Annotated in this window: 13 protein-coding genes; 4 read left to right on the top strand and 9 right to left on the bottom strand. The window is 59.6% G+C overall.

The genetic code is table 11. The features are described from left to right. Positions 1 to 38 precede the first annotated feature (38 nt). The gene (gene mnmE, locus SB764_RS14085) at positions 39 to 1,439 is read right to left on the bottom strand and encodes a tRNA uridine-5-carboxymethylaminomethyl(34) synthesis GTPase MnmE (RefSeq protein WP_065061807.1); all 1,401 of its coding nucleotides are present in this window, start codon (positions 1,437 to 1,439) and stop codon (positions 39 to 41) included. Between the two features lie 365 nt (positions 1,440 to 1,804). Between mnmE and SB764_RS14080 the strand changes: the two genes are divergently transcribed. Next, entirely contained in the window at positions 1,805 to 2,230 is a 426-nt protein-coding gene (locus SB764_RS14080; protein WP_065061808.1) for a transcriptional regulator, read from the top strand. Positions 2,231 to 2,369: 139 nt separating this feature from the next. On the opposite strand, the gene yidC is transcribed toward SB764_RS14080, so the two are convergent. From yidC to rpmH, 4 genes are all read right to left on the bottom strand, one after another. After that, a complete protein-coding gene (gene yidC / locus SB764_RS14075) occupies positions 2,370 to 4,043 on the bottom strand; it encodes a membrane protein insertase YidC (protein ID WP_065061809.1) in 1,674 nt (557 codons plus the stop codon). A gap of 29 nt (positions 4,044 to 4,072) precedes the next feature. Beyond that, positions 4,073 to 4,303 carry a membrane protein insertion efficiency factor YidD gene (gene yidD, locus SB764_RS14070; protein ID WP_028211944.1) on the bottom strand — a complete coding sequence of 77 codons (231 nt, stop codon included), beginning with the start codon at positions 4,301 to 4,303 and terminating at the stop codon, positions 4,073 to 4,075. A 98-nt stretch (positions 4,304 to 4,401) separates the two neighbouring features. Further along, positions 4,402 to 4,872, bottom strand: a complete 471-nt coding sequence (gene rnpA / locus SB764_RS14065) for a ribonuclease P protein component (protein WP_065061810.1) — start codon at positions 4,870 to 4,872, stop codon at positions 4,402 to 4,404. A gap of 75 nt (positions 4,873 to 4,947) precedes the next feature. Then, the gene (gene rpmH, locus SB764_RS14060; RefSeq protein ID WP_004198824.1) at positions 4,948 to 5,082 is read right to left on the bottom strand and encodes a 50S ribosomal protein L34; all 135 of its coding nucleotides are present in this window, start codon (positions 5,080 to 5,082) and stop codon (positions 4,948 to 4,950) included. Positions 5,083 to 5,549: 467 nt separating this feature from the next. Between rpmH and dnaA the strand changes: the two genes are divergently transcribed. From dnaA to gyrB, 3 genes are all read left to right on the top strand, one after another. Continuing rightward, a complete protein-coding gene (gene dnaA / locus SB764_RS14055; protein WP_183038439.1) occupies positions 5,550 to 7,115 on the top strand; it encodes a chromosomal replication initiator protein DnaA in 1,566 nt (521 codons plus the stop codon). Positions 7,116 to 7,335: 220 nt separating this feature from the next. Beyond that, positions 7,336 to 8,439, top strand: coding sequence for a DNA polymerase III subunit beta (gene dnaN, locus SB764_RS14050; protein WP_065061811.1), 1,104 nt, complete (start codon positions 7,336 to 7,338; stop codon positions 8,437 to 8,439). 114 nt (positions 8,440 to 8,553) lie between these two features. Beyond that, positions 8,554 to 11,025 carry a DNA topoisomerase (ATP-hydrolyzing) subunit B gene (gene gyrB / locus SB764_RS14045; protein WP_074982903.1) on the top strand — a complete coding sequence of 824 codons (2,472 nt, stop codon included), beginning with the start codon at positions 8,554 to 8,556 and terminating at the stop codon, positions 11,023 to 11,025. Positions 11,026 to 11,827: 802 nt separating this feature from the next. On the opposite strand, the gene SB764_RS14040 is transcribed toward gyrB, so the two are convergent. The 4 genes from SB764_RS14040 to SB764_RS14025 all read right to left on the bottom strand — a co-directional run bounded on the left by SB764_RS14040 (position 11,828) and on the right by SB764_RS14025 (position 16,089). After that, positions 11,828 to 12,598 (bottom strand): PaeR7I family type II restriction endonuclease, encoded by a 771-nt coding sequence (locus SB764_RS14040; RefSeq protein WP_410863830.1) that lies wholly within the window; start codon positions 12,596 to 12,598, stop codon positions 11,828 to 11,830. Next, complete coding sequence (locus SB764_RS14035) at positions 12,588 to 14,414, bottom strand: Eco57I restriction-modification methylase domain-containing protein (protein WP_410863828.1); 1,827 nt, start codon at positions 14,412 to 14,414, stop codon at positions 12,588 to 12,590. Before SB764_RS14035 ends, SB764_RS14040 begins: the two co-directional genes overlap by 11 nt. Positions 14,415 to 15,124: 710 nt before the next feature. Further along, positions 15,125 to 15,604, bottom strand: a complete 480-nt coding sequence (locus tag SB764_RS14030) for a GyrI-like domain-containing protein (protein WP_410863826.1) — start codon at positions 15,602 to 15,604, stop codon at positions 15,125 to 15,127. Between the two features lie 104 nt (positions 15,605 to 15,708). After that, positions 15,709 to 16,089: a DUF779 domain-containing protein gene (locus SB764_RS14025; protein WP_074983015.1), complete on the bottom strand. Its 381-nt coding sequence runs from the start codon at positions 16,087 to 16,089 to the stop codon at positions 15,709 to 15,711. Between the last annotated feature and the right edge of the window lie 16 nt (positions 16,090 to 16,105).

Raw genomic sequence — 16,105 nt, 5'->3', positions numbered from 1 at the left:
TCGGGCGATGAAAGCGCGCAGGCGCGCTATTTCACGCCTTATTTGCCGATGCAGAACCGGCTGAAAATCACGCCGAGCAGGTCGTCGGACGTGAACTCGCCCGTAATTGAATTAAGCGATTCCTGCGCGAGCCGCAATTCTTCGGCGAACAGATCGAGCGCCTGCGCGTTTTGATCGGCGTGCGCCGCGGCGTTCGCGAGTTGCTCGCGCGCCGCACGCAGCGCGATCAGGTGACGCTCGCGCGCGAGATAGACGCTTTGCGCGTCGGCCTGCCAGCCCGCGATACGCAGCAACTCGCCACGCAGCAGCGCCACGCCGTCGTTTTGTTTCGCCGAGAGCCGGACTTCGCAGACCTGCGTGCCGTTGTTCGCATCACGCGTGGCGACTTCGGGCGCCACGCCCGTGAGATCCGTCTTGTTGAGCACGCGCACGACCGGCACGCCCGCCGGAAAGCGCGCCGCGATGATCTCGTCTTCGGGCGTCATGCCCACGCGCGCGTCGAGCAGATGCAGCACCACATCGGCGCGGTCGATCTCGTTCCACGTACGCTCGATGCCGATCTTCTCGACTTCGTCCTCGGTGTCGCGCAGCCCCGCCGTGTCGATCACATGCAGCGGAATGCCTTCGATCTGGATGGTTTGCGAAATCTTGTCGCGCGTGGTGCCCGCCACCGGCGTGACGATCGCGAGCTCCGCGCCCGCGAGCGCATTGAGCAGCGACGACTTGCCGACGTTTGGTTGCCCCGCGAGCACGACCGCGAGACCCTCGCGCAGCAGCGCGCCCTGACGCGCTTCGGCCAGCACGTGGTCGAGCTGGGCGCGAATGTGCGTGAGCTTGCCGCGCGCATCGGCGGCTTCGAGGAAATCGATTTCCTCTTCGGGGAAATCGAGCGTGGCTTCCACGAGCATGCGCAGCGTGACGACGTCGTCGACGAGCGCGTGGATGTCGCGCGAGAACGCGCCGTCGAGCGAGCGGCCCGCCGAACGCACCGCCGCCTCCGTGCTGGCTTCGATCAGGTCGGCGACGGCTTCGGCCTGCGCGAGGTCGAGCTTGTCGTTGAGGAACGCGCGACGCGTGAATTCGCCCGGCTCGGCAAGCCGCAGGCCGAACGCGCGCCCCGCCTCGATGCAGCGCTGCAAGACGAGTTGCAGCACGATCGGGCCGCCGTGCCCCTGCAGTTCGAGCACATGCTCGCCGGTGTACGAATGCGGCGCCGGGAAATACAGGGCGATGCCGCGGTCGAGCGCGGTGTGGGCGCCGTCGAGAAACGGCACGTAGCTCGCATGACGCGGCGCGAGCGCCTGGCCGGTGAGCGCCTGCATCAGCGCCTCGGCGGCCGGTGCGCCCGCGCGCCCGAACGAGACCCGCACGACGCCGATCCCGCCGCGTCCGGGCGCAGTGGCAATGGCGACGATGGGATCGGAATCGGTGGCGAGCATGGCGGGATAACGAGACGTGGACTAAGCCGCAACGGGCAGGCCGGCGCCGCGACGGACGCCGGAAAGAAAGTGCGTGGATTGTAACGCGACGCGCACACGCGCCTCGGGCCTCCCCATTCTCGAGACTTATCTCAATTTATCTCGAATTAGCTAAGATTGATCTGATAGCCAGGTTGCGACATTCGGACTATGCGACCGAAAAACCTGGCCAAAACGCCGCATTAACAGGCCGCGGCGAATCGCGCCCCAATTCGCAACCGTTTTATTGCGCTACCTGCGGATTCGGGCGAAGTGTAGCTTCTTTGCGCTAGATCTAGCTCAACTGGTTGTCAACTTCGACAAAAGCCGATTGCACAATCTGGCCCATGCCAACGCCCGAAGAAAAAGCCGCTTTCGCCGACCGCCTGCAACTGGCGATGCGGCGCTCGCCCGACAAACCGCGCGGCAGCACCGACCTGGCGAACAAGTTCAACCTGCGCCACCACGGCGAGCACCCGGTCTCGCCGCAAACCGCTCACAAATGGCTGAGCGGCCGCACCATTCCCACGCACGACAAACTGCAAACGCTGGCCAACTGGCTCGACGTGGATGTGCACTGGCTGCACTACGGACCCTCGCCGCATACGCCGCCGGCGGGCGCCACGCCGAAGCCGCGCAAACCCGACGAGCGCTACCCGCTTTCCGAGGAAACGCTCGAACTCGCTTCGAAGATCGAGTCGCTGAGCCCGCATCATCGGTATTTGCTGGAAGAACTCGTGACGCAGTTCTACGGCGGCCCCGAGAAACGCTGAGCGCCCAGTATCGCCTGAGCGCGCTTTGCGGCTGCAAGCGGAGAACGCTCCGACCTTGGCCACGGACAATAAAAAAGCCGCCCGGTTTGCACCGGGCGGCTTTTTTTCTGGCTAAGGCCTGAGAGACCGGAACCCGCGCTTACGCGGCTTCCTTCTTCTTGCCCTTGCCCATCATGCGCGTGATGTAGTACTGCTGCGCGATCGACAGCACGTTGTTCACGACGTAGTACAGCACGAGACCCGCCGGGAAGAAGAAGAACATGACCGAGAACGCGATCGGCATGAACATCATCATCTTGGCCTGGACGGGGTCCGGCGGCGTCGGGTTCAGCTTGGTCTGCACGAACATCGAGACGGCCATCAGCACCGGCAGGATGAAGAACGGGTCTTGCTGCGAGAGGTCGTGAATCCAGAGAATCCACGGCGCGCCGCGCATTTCCACCGACGACAGCAGCACCCAGTACAGCGAGATGAACACCGGAATCTGGATCACCACCGGCAGACAGCCGCCGAACGGATTCACCTTCTCGGTCTTGTAGAGCTCCATGAGCGCCGCGTTCATCTTCTGCGGGTCGCTCTTGAAGCGCTCGCGCAGCGCCTGCATGCGCGGCGTGATTTCCTTCATGCGCGCCATCGACTTGTAGCTCGCGGCGGACAGCGGGAAGAACACGGCCTTGATCAGCAGCGTGAGCAGCACGATCGCCCAGCCCCAGTTGCCCACGTAGCCGTGGATCTTCTCCAGCAGCCAGAACAGCGGCTTGGCGATGATCGTCACCCAGCCATAGTCCTTCACGAGCTCCAGACCCGGCGCGACGCCTTCGAGCATGCGCTCTTCTTCCGGACCCGCGAACAGGCGCGCCTGCACGTTGTCGGTCGCGCCCGGCGCGATCGTGCCGAGCGGCTGCTTCACGCCGACGCGGTAGAGGTTGTTGTCGAACTTCTCGACGTAGATGTCACGCTTGACGCCCTGCTGCGGAATCCACGCCGTGGCGAAGTAATGCTGCACCATCGCGACCCAGCCGTTGTCGGCCTGGTTCACGTAGTCCGCCTTGTTCTTGTCGATGTCGCCGAACGTGATCTTCTGGAAGTGATGCTCGTTCGAGTACACCGCCGGGCCGATGAAGGTGTGCGAGAAACGCGGCGTTTCGACCGGCTGGCTGTCGCGCACGAGCTCCATGTAGAGCGTGGGCGAGACCGGCGTGCTGCCGACGTTCTGCACCTTCGTGTCGACGCCGATCACATAGCTGCCCTTCGTGAACGTGTAGGTCTTGGTGACCTTCACGCCGCCTTTTTCGGGCGACTCGAGCGAGATCTGGAACGACGTGGCGTCGCCGCTCAGGTCGCGCGGACCCGTACCATTGGCGACCGTGAAGACGTCGGTGTGATTCGGGAAGTCGCCACCCAGCAGACCCGTACGCGCGAGGTACGTGTGGTCGTTGGTGTGGTCGAACAGCGTGATGAACTGGTCAGGCTGCTTGCCGTCGCCTTCCTTCACGAGCGAGAGCTTCGTGAGCGTGCCGCCGCGCGTGTCGATCACGCCGTCGTAGACATCGGTGCGGAAGTGCACGAGCTGCGCGGCGGCTTCGGCGGGCTGGGCCGTGCCGGTGGGCGCCGTGCCTGCGGCCGTGGCCGGCAGATCGGAGGCGGCGTTAGCCGCGCTCGCGGGCGTCGCGCCGCTTGCGGCGTTCTGCTGCGTTTGCGTCGCGCTCGGGAAGAACATCGACTGACGTCCGTGGTCGCGCTGCCAGTTGTCGTACAGCATGACCGCTGACATGAAGAAGATGACCCATAGGACGGTGCGTTTGATATCCATGCGTTGTCTCAGTGTCGATGGAAGGCGCGTCAGCGCTTTTTCGGAGATGCAGGCGGGACCAGGTCGACGCCGCCCGCCGAAAACGGGTGGCAGCGGCAAAGCCGCCGCGCGGCGAGGTAAGTCCCGCGCGCGGCGCCATGATACTGGATTGCCTCGCGCGCGTAATCCGAACAGGAAGGGTAAAAACGGCAGCGGTTGCCGAGCAGGGGACTCACGGCAAGCTTGTAGAAGCGCAGTAAAGCGATCAGTACCGTTTGCATGGCGTGGCGACCGGACAGCGCCGCTAGGAAAGACGAACGTCGTGCCCGGCCAGCGGGCGCGGCCTGCACAGCAATCGCGACGGACCGGCGCGCGGCCCTCACGAGGCAGCGCCGCCCGTCTCGGGCGCGGCGCGCCGCCTGGCGACTTCGCGCGCGGCCTTGTCGAGCAACATCTCGATTTCGGTGCGACAAAGTGTCTTCAGCGGCGGCGACGAAGCGCACGGCATGGCCTTTCGGTCGAATTTCGTGTGCAGGCGCAGCAGCAGGTCGAAGCCTTCGAACTGCGCGCGGCGCACGCGAAACGCCTCGCGGGCGATGCGGCGCACCAGGTTGCGCGTGACCGCGCGCGGCGCGTACTTCTTGCCGATCACGAGCCCGAGCCGCGCCTCGTTGCCAGTGGCGCGGCCGTACACGACGAAGTGCGCGGCGCGGCGCCAGGGGCGCAAACGAAAAACGGATGAGAACTCATCCGTTTTCAGTAGCCTTGCGGCTTTCGGGAAAGCGGCCTGCGTTCGCGACGTGCCGTGAGGCACCTCGTTCGCGTTGTCCGCTTCGTCCGACAGTTTCACGTCTGGCCCGCTATCGTCGATCGTGGTCGATTGTGCTGATAGCGGTGCTATCGACAAAACTGGTAAGCGGCGCGCTTAGATGGCGAGACGCTTGCGACCCTTCGCACGGCGTGCGTTGATCACTTTGCGACCACCGGCGGTCTTCATGCGCACGCGAAAGCCATGGGTACGCTTGCGACGGGTAACGGAAGGTTGGTAAGTACGTTTCATGTTGCTCTCACTTATTGAGAAATGACCGCGGCGAGCATCGCGGAAAAAAGCAATGGCCGGTGGTACAAGGGATTGGTTTTCGCGGAACCCGCTATTTAATCCGGTTTTTCGTTGGCCGTCAATAGGTTAGGGCGTCGAAGCGCGCGCAAAGTGTGCTCGAAGGCAGCAAACCGTTCCGTCCCGCATTCGTGCGGAGCCTTGTTGCGCCACGTTCATCCACAGTATGAGAGAAGATACGGCACCTTGATCCGTCCCTGTGGATAACTTCCTGGCCAGGCCTTTTCGGCGTTAGAATCTCGCCTATCCCAAGAATCCTGCTTGCCGCTCCGGCCCGCCTGCTTGCCGCAACTCCTTGCCGCGCGGGCGTCCGGAGCATTTGTTTTCGCCCCGCCAGGGCCTTGTTGCATTTGTGCGACACGCGCGGCGCGAACGCATTTGCACGCAAACAAAACGACCACAGCATCTCGATGAACGAATTCTGGCAACACTGTTCCGCACTACTGGAGCGCGAATTGACGCCCCAGCAGTACGTGACGTGGATTAAACCGTTGGCCCCGGTTGCCTTCGACGCTGCGGCGAACACGCTGCAGATAGCCGCTCCCAACCGCTTCAAGCTCGACTGGGTGAAGAGCCAGTTCTCGGGCCGGATCACCGATCTGGCGCGCGACTTCTGGCAGACGCCCGTCGACGTGCAATTCGTCCTCGACCCGAAGGCGGGCATGCGCGCGCCTGTCGCCGCTCCCGCGCCGCGCGCGCCGCTGGCCGCCGCCGAAGCGGCGCCGGCCGTTCACCACGCCGCGCCGAGCCACGCGGGCGCCGCGGCCGTCGCCGCCATGAACAGCCTCGCCGCCGCGCAAACCGCGCATGCGGCCCAGGCCGCCCAGGCCGATGACGCCGCCGACCTCGACCTGCCGAGCCTCGACGCCAACGAAGCCGCCGCCGGCCGCCGCAGCTGGCGTCCGGGTCAGGGCGCGGCCGCCGCGGCCAGCGCCGAGCCGGATCCGACCTACGAGCGCTCGAAGCTCAACCCGGTGCTCACGTTCGACAATTTCGTGACGGGTAAGGCGAACCAGCTCGCACGCGCCGCAGCCATCCAGGTCGCCGACAACCCCGGCATCTCGTATAACCCGCTGTTCCTGTACGGCGGCGTGGGCCTTGGCAAGACCCACTTGATCCACGCGATCGGCAACCAGCTGCTGATCGACAAGCCGGGCGCGCGCATCCGCTACATCCACGCGGAACAATACGTGTCCGACGTGGTGAAGGCGTATCAGCGCAAGGCATTCGACGACTTCAAGCGCTACTACCACTCGCTCGACCTGCTGCTGATCGACGATATTCAGTTCTTCTCGGGCAAGTCGCGCACGCAGGAAGAGTTCTTCTACGCGTTCGAGGCGCTGGTCGCCAACAAGGCGCAGGTGATCATCACGAGCGACACGTATCCGAAGGAAATCTCGGGTATCGACGACCGCCTGATCTCGCGCTTCGACTCGGGCCTGACGGTCGCGATCGAGCCGCCCGAACTCGAAATGCGCGTGGCCATCCTGATGCGCAAGGCGCAGTCGGAAGGCGTGAGCCTGAACGAAGACGTGGCGTTTTTCGTCGCCAAGCATCTGCGCTCGAACGTGCGCGAACTCGAAGGCGCGCTGCGCAAGATCCTCGCGTACTCGAAGTTCCACGGCCGCGAAATCTCCATCGAGCTGACCAAGGAAGCGCTCAAGGATCTGCTGACGGTGCAGAACCGCCAGATCTCGGTGGAAAACATCCAGAAGACGGTGGCGGACTTCTACAGCATCAAGGTCGCCGACATGTACTCGAAGAAGCGCCCCGCGAACATCGCGCGGCCGCGCCAGATCGCGATGTACCTGGCCAAGGAGCTGACGCAGAAAAGCCTGCCGGAAATCGGCGAGCTGTTCGGCGGGCGCGATCACACCACGGTGCTGCACGCCGTGCGCAAGATTGCCGACGAGCGCACCAAGGACGCCCAGCTCAACCACGAGCTGCACGTTCTGGAGCAAACGCTCAAGGGCTGACGGGGCGGGCCCCCGAGGTTCCCCCTGTTTATTGCGTGGATCGCCCCCAATTTAGGGAAGCGGTCCGTTTTCAGGCACAATATGGGTTTAACCGTCCGGCGCTCCGGCCGACCGGGCGGATTCCACGCCACGGCCTGTGCTGCGGGACGGCGCCGGGATCGGGCGCACGACGCCCGGCCCGGACAGGGTGCGCAGACCGTCACATCAACGAAGGAACTCTATGCAACTGGTCAAGACCGAACGCGATAACCTGCTGAGGCCGCTGCAAACGGTGAGCGGCATTGTCGAACGCCGCCACACGTTGCCGATCCTCGCCAATCTGCTGATCACCAAAACCGGTTCCGACGTTTCGTTCCTGTCGACCGACCTCGAGCTGCAGATCACCACGACCGCCGACTTCGGCGTCGGCAGCGAGCAGGTCGCGACCACGGTCGCCGCACGCAAGCTGCTCGACATCCTGCGCGCGATGCCCGACGGCCAGGTCACGCTCACGCTCGCCGACAAGCGCCTGACGGTGCAGTCGGGCAAGAGCCGCTTCGCCCTGCAAACGCTTGCCGCGGACGAGTTCCCCACGGTGGCGCAGGCCAAGGACTTCGGCGCGAACCTCTCGGTGCCGCAGAAGACCTTCCGCCAGTTGCTCGGCATGGTCTATTTCGCGATGGCGCAGCAGGACATCCGTTACTACCTGAACGGCATGCTGCTGGTGGTGGACGGCGACCAGCTGATGGCCGTGGCCACCGACGGCCACCGCCTCGCGTTCTCGTCGATGAAGATCGAAGGCTCGTTCGCGCGCCAGGAAGTCATCATCCCGCGCAAGACCATTCTCGAACTCCAGCGCCTGCTCGAAGACATCGACGACACGCTGAAGATCGACATCGGCTCCACGCAGGTCAAGTTCACGTTCGGCCAGGTCGAGCTCGTTTCGAAGCTCGTGGAAGGCAAGTTCCCCGACTTCCAGCGCGTGATTCCGAAGGCGCACAAGAACACCTTCCAGATCGGCCGCGAAGAACTGCAACGCTCGCTGCAACGCGCTGCGATTCTCACGTCCGACAAGTTCAAGGGCGTGCGCTGCATCATCGAGCCGGGCCAGCTCAAGATCATGTCGACCAACGCCGACCAGGAAGAGGCGCAGGAAGAGCTGGAAATCGCCTATCAGGGCGACACCATCGACATCGGGTTCAACGTCACGTATCTGCTCGACGTCCTCGCGAACCTGAAGGTCGACACGCTGGAAGTGAGCCTCGGCGACGCCAGCTCCAGCGCGCTCATCACGATTCCCGAGAACGAGGAATTCAAGTACGTGGTGATGCCGATGCGCATTTAAAAAGCGCGACAGAAGAAGAACACCAGGGGGCGCTGCGCCCCTTTGGCGTTTTTATGGCTTTTCAAAAAGTCTCGAGCAGTAACGCTGGCAGTACAGCAGAACCGGAAAAATTCCATGACTGATACGAACAACTCGCAACCCGACAACAGCTACGGCGCCTCGTCGATCCAGATCCTCGAAGGTCTGGAAGCGGTGCGCAAGCGTCCCGGGATGTACATCGGCGACACGTCGGACGGCACCGGTCTGCACCACCTCGTCTTCGAAGTGCTGGACAACTCCATTGACGAAGCGCTCGCCGGCTATTGCAACGACATTCACGTCGTCATTCACGCCGACAACTCGATCTCGATCACCGACAACGGCCGCGGCATTCCCACGGACGTGAAGATGGACGACAAGCACGATCCGAAGCGCAGCGCCGCTGAAATCGTGATGACCGAGCTGCACGCGGGCGGCAAGTTCGACCAGAACAGCTACAAGGTCTCGGGCGGCCTGCACGGCGTGGGCGTCTCGTGCGTGAACGCGCTGTCGAGCTTCCTGCGCCTGACCGTGCGCCGCAACGGCAAGAAGCACTTCATGGAATTCCACCGTGGCGTGCCGCAGAACCGCATTCTCGAAGAGCGCGACGGCGTGACGGTCTCGCCCATGCAACTGCTCGGCGACACGGAAAACCGCGGCACCGAAGTGCACTTCATGGCCGATGAAACCATCTTCGGCAGCGTCGAATATCACTACGACATTCTCGCCAAGCGCATCCGCGAACTCTCGTTCCTGAACAACGGCGTGCGTATCCGCCTGACCGACCAGCGCTCGGGCAAGGAAGACGATTTCGCGTTCGCGGGCGGCGTGAAGGGCTTCGTCGAGTACATCAACAAGGCGAAGACGGTCCTGCACCCGAACATCTTCTACATCTCGAGCGAGAAGGACGGCGTGGGCGTGGAAGTCGCCATGCAGTGGAACGACAGCTACAACGAAAGCGTGCTGTGCTTCACGAACAACATTCCGCAGCGCGACGGCGGCACGCACTTGACGGGCTTGCGCGCGGCGATGACGCGCGTGATCAACAAGTACATCGCCGACAACGAAATCGCCAAGAAGGCCAAGGTCGAAACCTCGGGCGACGACATGCGCGAAGGTCTGTCGTGCGTGCTCTCCGTGAAGGTGCCGGAGCCGAAGTTCAGCTCGCAGACGAAGGACAAGCTGGTGTCGTCGGAAGTGCGCGCACCGGTGGAAGACGTCGTGGCGAAGGCGCTGGAAGACTTCCTGCAGGAAACGCCGAACGACGCGAAGACCATTTGCAGCAAGATCGTCGACGCCGCGCGTGCGCGTGACGCCGCGCGCAAGGCGCGTGAAATGACGCGACGCAAGGGCGTGCTCGACGGCGTGGGCCTGCCGGGCAAGCTCGCGGACTGCCAGGAGAAGGATCCGGCGAAGTCCGAGGTGTATATCGTCGAGGGCGACTCGGCAGGCGGCTCGGCCAAGCAAGGCCGCGACCGCAAGTTCCAGGCGATCCTGCCGCTGCGCGGCAAGGTGCTGAACGTCGAGAAGGCGCGCTACGACAAGCTGCTGTCGTCGGAGCAGATCGTCACGCTGATTACCGCGCTCGGTTGCGGTATCGGCAAGGAAGATTACAACCTCGAGAAGCTGCGTTATCACCGCATCATCATCATGACCGACGCGGACGTGGACGGCGCGCACATCCGCACGCTGCTGCTGACGTTCTTCTATCGCCAGATGCCGGAGATGATCGAGCGCGGTTACGTGTATATCGCGCAGCCGCCGCTTTACAAGCTCAAGGCGGGCAAGGACGAGCGCTATCTGAAGGACGATGCCGATCTGAACGCGCATATGCTGCGTCTGGCGCTGAACGGTTCGGAGCTGGTGCCGACGGAAGGCGCGACGCCGATTTCGGGCGATGCGCTGGGCGAGCTGGCGCGGTCGTATCAGTTGGCGCGCGCCGTGGTGGATCGCTTGTCGCGTCTGTATGACGTGCGGGCGCTCGAAGCGATCATGGATGGCGTCGCGATCGATCTGTCGAGCGAGGAGTCGACGGAGGCTTCGGCTCGTGCGCTTGAGGCGCATCTGCGCGACGATCCTTTGAAGCCGGAAGTGTCCGTTGTGCCGATGTATGACGCGGTGCGCGAGCAGCGTTCGCTGCGCGTGGAGCGTCGTCATCATGGCAACGTCAAGGTTTCCGTGATCGACGAAGAGTTCCAGCTGACGGCGGATTATCAGCAGCTCGTGAATACCGCGAATACGTTCAAGGGTTTGATCGGCAAGAATGCGCTCATCAAGCGTGGCGAGCGCAGCATGGCGGTGACGGACTTCAAGAGCGCGATGAAGTGGCTGATCGCGGACGCTGAGCGCAATGTCTCGAAGCAGCGTTATAAGGGGCTCGGTGAGATGAACCCTGAGCAGCTGTGGGAAACGACGATGGATCCGACTGTGCGTCGTTTGTTGCGCGTGCAGATCGAGGATGCGATTGCCGCGGATGGGATTTTTACTACGTTGATGGGTGATGACGTGGAGCCGCGTCGCGCGTTTATCGAGAGCAATGCGCTGCGGGCGGGGAATATTGATGTTTGAGGGGTGTTTGGCCAAACTTGCACAAAATTGCTTACGAAGACGTTTGTGCGAACTACGGCTGTCGCCAATGACGACTCCTATGTTGATGCGAAAATCTGCACAAACTAGCGGTCCAAGCGGTCTCGGATAGCGAGTTTATTCCGCGAGTATCTGCTGACATGGCTAGTACAAATGCCCGGTATATCCGGGCATTTTCTTTTGGATGTCGTTCGGCCGCTCAGCGGCTTAGACGCTTCTCAAAAGGTGAGAGTTTTGACAATTTTATGGAATCGACAGAGTCAAACATGGTGCGAGTTTAATATCCCGAGACTAATCCCTCTGACCATCATAGTGTTTGTCGTTAGTCGCTAAACACGGGCTTGCTAAGAGGCTTTGTTTTGTCCGGCGGTCGAGCCATGTTGGGCGCGTGAAGCCACAGATCTCGTGCAACAGCTCAGAAAAGCCTCAAAGAGTGAATCGCGTTGTCCATCGGAGAGCAAACGCCCTTCCGTAGTTACAATGGCGTCAAGTGACCGTGGTGGGATGTCTGCCCATACATTTGATAATGTCCTTTCTCATATAGCCGAGAGGCTGCTATGCGAGAGCTTTTGACTGAGCTTCCGGACGTTGACGTGCTGCTTGAGTTGGAACCAGAAGAACTCGCTGGCAAGATGCATCTGCTGCGCGCCTCCAGAACATCGACTTTTATCCGATCCTCAACTTCGCGATGACTTATCGGCACGTCGCAGCCAAGCCGTCGCTGACGGTACTGAAGTTAGAGAGGCTTGCCAAATAGCAAGCCCGATCGTTTTAAGCCAAAGCGTTACTTGCGCTGCTCATTTATCCGTGCGGCAACTTGACAGTGCGCAGCGAGCTTCGCAAGGAACGTCACAATGCTGGTCTCCGCGCTCACGTGTTCATACGAACCCAAATGATGATCTTGATTCGGTACTGCCACAAGTGAAGCTGCTGAATAGAGTTTTTTCAACATGAGACGCTTGCACATTACGTCATAGCGATGCAGGTACGAAATTCCACGAAGGGAAGGATACCCACCATCTTTCCCTTTTTGATACTCAGTATCGCGCTTCGTCTCATCCAGTAAAAAGCCCTGCATTACCGGGAAGAACTTCATCTGAATCTTTGGAGTGACGTCCGTCGAAGCACTTTTCTCGACGACGATGATGTACCCAGTGAAGATATTTGCATCGTCACCGAAAGCATCCTCTTCGACCGCGTTCTTCAGGTCAATTGCACTGCCTAGCACTTCCTCTGTGCGATTATTGAAATTGTTTCCAATCGACCCGACTTGCGATTTGAACTCGATTGCAGCGACCAGTTCGCCATGATTTATTACAACAGCATCCCAGCACTTGTGCGGGCGAAAAAATCCGGGCAATTGAGACGTATTCTTCCCTGTATAAATTTCAGCGTCGGGAAGGCCGTTTTCTTTGACGACCTTTTTGATGATCTCAAGAAATTCATGCAAAGTCTTCCCGGCAAGAACCCCTTTCCCGCCGTCTCGTACCGTCCAAAACGTCCTGACAGCGTGTTTTATATCTTCGTCATAGTCGCGAACGTCTCTAGCAATCACTGAGTAACTCCTTTTCTTCTGAAGTCAAATCGTAAAGTCTTGCAGCTATTTCAGCGCAGCGCTGCCGATCTCCTATTTTTCCCGCATCGATTAGAGCTGATCTCATTTCATGCGAAATAGAATTCCATAGCGGAACTCTAATGCGACGCAGATGCTGCGCTTGAAAACGCATGAAGCCATTTGCCACCTTGGTCGTATAGGTGTGGACAAATAAGATCCCTATCCCGGATATCAGTACGCATCTGAGGGCGTGCAAATCCCATTCGTCGGAGCAGATATAGTAGATGGAATTATTTGGATGAAACCTTCCTTCTTCATAAACTACAGTCAGCTCCGACTTAATATCGGGAATCATCAATTTCGGACGACGGGCTCGTTCTGGATAGACCCTGTCGATTGTTTTATACCACGCCGAAGGCGAGTTCTTTGCGACATGTCGCTCCTTGAGCTGGTCTTCATATTGCGTGAGGTGAGCTTCAAGCAATGGATGCTCTGAAAGATCGACTACACCATCCTTGTCATACGTATTTATGATGAAGCGTCCTCGGGGCTTTATCTCGCCGGTTTTTATTTCGGACGCAGTTATGACAGGTAATTTTCTGCTTTTTTCTAGCGTGACGGATTTATCAACTATGAAAACTTCGTTGTTTCCCGTCGCAGCCCCAATGTAAACCTTGCAGCCCGCGTTTTCAAGGGGCACGAACCTCTCTTCGAGTTTTTTTACGAGCTCGACCTGATCGGCGCTTCCTAGCAGCCAAGGGTGCTCACCATCCACTACATCTTTGCGAAACTGCAATTGCGGATGCTCATGAGTGGTTCCTGACAAAAGAGCTTGCCGTATCACTTGCGACAGTTGTACGTCCAGAACTGGATCGTGGCAGAGTAGCGTGGCCGTCGGTCTCCGGTTACGGATAAGCGTTATGGCAGGATAAGTAAGTACTTTCGTTTTGAATGCGTCCGATCCATAAAGATCAACGAACAAATCGAAAGAGAACTTCTCACTGATCAGTTTTCTTAGCCTTCTGCCATATTTGTTCTTGGTCCAACGATCGGTGCAAATAAAGCATAGTTTTCCGTCATTTTCGAGCAGCGACAACGATTTCTCAAAAAAAGGAACGTATAAATCCGCTCGATCACCCATCGTATGGAATTGGGATCGATATGCATCCAACAGCGTCTTCGGAATGTTCTCGACACGCACGTAAGGCGGATTTCCAACTACATGCGTAAAAACGCCGGCTATATTCGCCTGTAAGAAATCACCATGCCTCACCCATTGGTTGGCCAGCGAATTCGCCTGTTTGTTTGAAAAATTGAAAGCTTCGAGCGTCTTCTTCACTCGATTTCGCGTCTCGTCAGCGTTCTTTTTGACTATATCGAACGCCACGATCATATCCGCGAGCGCACTTGGCTCGGGTACATTGCGATCTTTCGCCAATTTTTGCAACAAGCACTTTACGATAGGGATCAAGAAATCCCCGTGCCCACAAGAGGGCTCTAGAATTCGCCAGTTGCCTAACGGCTCCGTATCGTTCAGGCCGACTATGTCGATCATGAAGTCGACCACTTCAGCCCGTGTGAAGACTTCGCCTTTTTCTCCATGAGACGATTCCCACTCGTCAACTGCTTGCGACAACTCGTCCTGAGGCAATGTGGGAAAGAAGTTCAAAGTTGCTCGTATGAAAGTATATTGAAAGTATTCTCGCCGCATAACGTGCGAATAGGCCGACTGGACTTTTGTGCGCAGCCTTCGTCCCGGCGACAGTATACCTACGACCGTCAACAGTAGAATCGAAGCAATAGCTTGCTGATTCAAGCGAGCTCCAAAAGATCAGCCCAGGGCATTACAGCACTAACCGTTCTCCTCAAAGATCAGGTCATTGGCGTCCGTATCATCGGCTCCGGTAACCTTCTTGCCCACCCCGAGGTACCAACTTCTTGGCCGTTTTCTCAAACGAGAAACACCATCATCGGGCGCCGGAAGGCGGGGGCGTCGCGGGGTAGAAGCACCGAAGTTGCTGACGTGAGTTTTCCATTCTGAAAGCGAAGGTCGTGAGTTCGATCCTCCTCCGCGCAATGCGAATAACAAAGCCTCTACGCCACCCACCTCACCCCATTCCCCTAGCGCCTCGACAAAAAAAGCGCCCTCAAGGCGCTTTTTCTTCGCCCAAACGAAGCTCCCCAACCTATCCACACCCCCTCTGGATAACCCCCCTTAAAACCCCCGGAACATCCGGTGCATGAAACCTGAACAACTCTGCCCCTGGATAAAACAGTGGAAAAGTTGTCAGCAACTGCCTGGGATTGTCCCGTTAACGCCCGCAGGGTTATGAATTTTCCACAGCCTTGTTTACTCAATAGTTTTCCGGGGTTATCCACAGAAAACCCAGGGACTTGTTAACTATTACTACGTTTACGTATACATAGATTGAAAAACCCTAAGAGACCGCGCATCGGAAACGAAAAAGCCGCTGGACAACCTCTCCAGCGGCCTCGAAAAAACCCGGCAAGCCCCGAAACAAGCCCTCAAGCCAGCGGAATATAAAGCTCGGTTTTCAGATCATCAGGCGCGACCTCATCTGGCGTATTCAGATACACCTCGAACGAAGGCACCGAAAAGTCCGCATTCCGCCCGAGCTGCTTCAATCCCTCGTTGTAAAGCCACATCCACGCCTGTTGCAGACCCTGATACGGCCCGCTGTGCAGCACTATCGCGTGCTCGCCGCCGCGCAACTGAAACTTCTCCACCGGCGCCACAACCTGCACATCGCGATCGTGCACAAGCTGCACCGCCGCCTTCGAGCGCAGCTTCGATTCCTCGGCCGAATTCGGATCGTCGTAGTAAATGCCGACGAGCCTCGAACCCGACGTCCGCACCTTCCGCTCGCCGAGCCATTGCGCGAGCGTATAAAACGCATCGCCGATCTTCATATACGGGCCGGTATGGCTCACGGCGAGCAGATCCATCGGATCGAGCTTGAGCAGCTTCACGTCGCGGTTTTGCATGATGTCGTCTCCAGGTTCGGCGCGCGCGAATGCGCGAATGCGCGGATGCCGGCCAGGATAGCATCGCCCTCGAAATCCCTCCCGCTACCTGTCTCAGCTCAAAGTCACAAACTCACCCGCGCCACCGGATGCGCCTCAAGCCACGCGTTCTCCTCATCGTCATAAAGCCGCGAGCGCGTGAGAAACCGCAACCCCGTCGGCCGCTCAAGCGAAAACATGCCGCCATTGCCCGGCACCGCATCGATGATCAACTGCGTATGCTGCCAATACTCGAATTGCGACGCGGTCATATAAAACGGCACGCCGCCAATCTCGCCGAGTTGCACATCGGCGTTGCCCACGAGAAATTCCCCGGCGGGAAAACACATCGGCGCGCTGCCATCGCAGCAGCCGCCGGATTGATGAAACAGCAGTGAGCCGTGCTCGCGCGCGAGTTGCTCGATCAGCGCGAGCGCGGCGGGCGTGGCGGTAACGCGTTCGACCATGTCGCGGCGCTCCTCG

It is taken from the genome of Paraburkholderia sp. SIMBA_027 (assembly GCF_046535315.1).
Taxonomy (GTDB): Bacteria; Pseudomonadota; Gammaproteobacteria; order Burkholderiales; family Burkholderiaceae; genus Paraburkholderia; species Paraburkholderia tropica.
The sequence above is the reverse complement of the archived record's forward strand: the minus strand, read 5'-3'. Positions and strand labels throughout refer to the sequence as shown.

What these genes read in the sequence shown, in the direction of transcription:
- mnmE (WP_065061807.1), bottom strand. Translation starts at nt 1,439, where the DNA reads ATGCTCGCCACCGATTCCGATCCCATCGTCGCCATTGCCACTGCGCCC.
- SB764_RS14080 (WP_065061808.1), top strand. Translation starts at nt 1,805, where the DNA reads ATGCCAACGCCCGAAGAAAAAGCCGCTTTCGCCGACCGCCTGCAACTG.
- yidC (WP_065061809.1), bottom strand. Translation starts at nt 4,043, where the DNA reads ATGGATATCAAACGCACCGTCCTATGGGTCATCTTCTTCATGTCAGCG.
- yidD (WP_028211944.1), bottom strand. Translation starts at nt 4,303, where the DNA reads ATGCAAACGGTACTGATCGCTTTACTGCGCTTCTACAAGCTTGCCGTG.
- rpmH (WP_004198824.1), bottom strand. Translation starts at nt 5,082, where the DNA reads ATGAAACGTACTTACCAACCTTCCGTTACCCGTCGCAAGCGTACCCAT.
- dnaA (WP_183038439.1), top strand. Translation starts at nt 5,550, where the DNA reads ATGAACGAATTCTGGCAACACTGTTCCGCACTACTGGAGCGCGAATTG.
- dnaN (WP_065061811.1), top strand. Translation starts at nt 7,336, where the DNA reads ATGCAACTGGTCAAGACCGAACGCGATAACCTGCTGAGGCCGCTGCAA.
- gyrB (WP_074982903.1), top strand. Translation starts at nt 8,554, where the DNA reads ATGACTGATACGAACAACTCGCAACCCGACAACAGCTACGGCGCCTCG.
- SB764_RS14030 (WP_410863826.1), bottom strand. Translation starts at nt 15,604, where the DNA reads ATGCAAAACCGCGACGTGAAGCTGCTCAAGCTCGATCCGATGGATCTG.
- SB764_RS14025 (WP_074983015.1), bottom strand. Translation starts at nt 16,089, where the DNA reads ATGGTCGAACGCGTTACCGCCACGCCCGCCGCGCTCGCGCTGATCGAG.